The sequence below is a fragment of the Pantoea sp. Pa-EAmG genome (genome assembly GCF_030024295.1).
Taxonomy (GTDB): domain Bacteria; phylum Pseudomonadota; class Gammaproteobacteria; order Enterobacterales; family Enterobacteriaceae; genus Pantoea; species Pantoea dispersa.
In genome coordinates this window covers 1-930 of record NZ_JASEWO010000375.1, presented here as the reverse complement: position 1 = coordinate 930, position 930 = coordinate 1, and the positions used below count along the sequence as shown (strand labels likewise).

The following is a 930-nucleotide window of genomic DNA, read 5'->3' as shown; positions in this document are numbered from 1 at the left end:
AGCAATGCCAGCAACAGATGCTCGACGGTCATAAACTCATGACGGTGCTCGCGCGCTCTGGCGAAAGCCATGTTTAAACTGAGTTCCAGTTCTTGATTGAGCATTTGGCACCTCCCCCAATTATCGCTCTGACGACCTTTCCCCTATATGGAGACGGGCTCAGGCTTTTTCCAGCGTACACAGCAACGGATGTTCATTCTCTCGTGCGTAATTGTTCACCTGGGCGACTTTGGTTTCCGCCACTTCTGCAGTGAATACACCACAGATCGCCTTTCCATGGTAGTGAACTTTCAACATCAGTTGCGTTGCACGTTCAACATCATAAGAAAAGAACTTTTGCAGAACGTCAATAACAAATTCCATAGGTGTATAATCGTCATTATTCAGAATGACTTTATACATCGAAGGCGGCTTTAACCCTTCGCGTACTTTATCTTCGGCTAGATGTTCAAAATTAAGCCAGTCGTTTGTGTTTGCCATAATGTTCCGTCGAAATTCTGCGTTACGATTGCGCGCATTTCTGCGCCCATTCCTAAGTTTAACATGTCTGTCAAGCCACCTTTCCCTTAAGAAAAAACGGCCCTAAAAGCCCATGCGCGACCTGTATCACAAAATTTGCAATAGCGTTAACTGCCTCAAATTTTGATGAATTTCTCCCCGTGCGCCAGGGCCGTTTGCTTGACGATAAGGTCCGTTTCTCTACATTCTACTTACACAAGCTGATTGAGTTTTAAACAAACTCGACTCACAGCTTCAATGACCTCACCTACTTATCAAAATGTCTTGCGAGGGAAGTAAAAGCATGGAGACGGGTACTGTTAAATGGTTCAACAACGCCAAAGGCTTCGGCTTTATCTGTCCGATTGGCGGCGGCGACGATATCTTCGCACACTACTCCACGATTCAGATGGAGGGATACAGAACGCTGAA

2 protein-coding genes are annotated in these 930 nt (G+C 45.8%); one reads left to right on the top strand and one right to left on the bottom strand.

Translation table 11 applies throughout. The features are described from left to right. Nucleotides 1-159: 159 nt before the first annotated feature. On the bottom strand, nucleotides 160-480 hold the full coding sequence (gene clpS, locus QMM04_RS22745; RefSeq protein WP_034820663.1) for an ATP-dependent Clp protease adapter ClpS: 321 nt from the start codon (nucleotides 478-480) through the stop codon (nucleotides 160-162). A gap of 322 nt (nucleotides 481-802) precedes the next feature. On the opposite strand from clpS, the gene QMM04_RS22740 reads away from it, so the two are divergent. Then, nucleotides 803-930, top strand: a 128-nt coding sequence (locus QMM04_RS22740) for a cold shock domain-containing protein (protein ID WP_282997138.1), incomplete at its 3' end; no start/stop codon positions are given.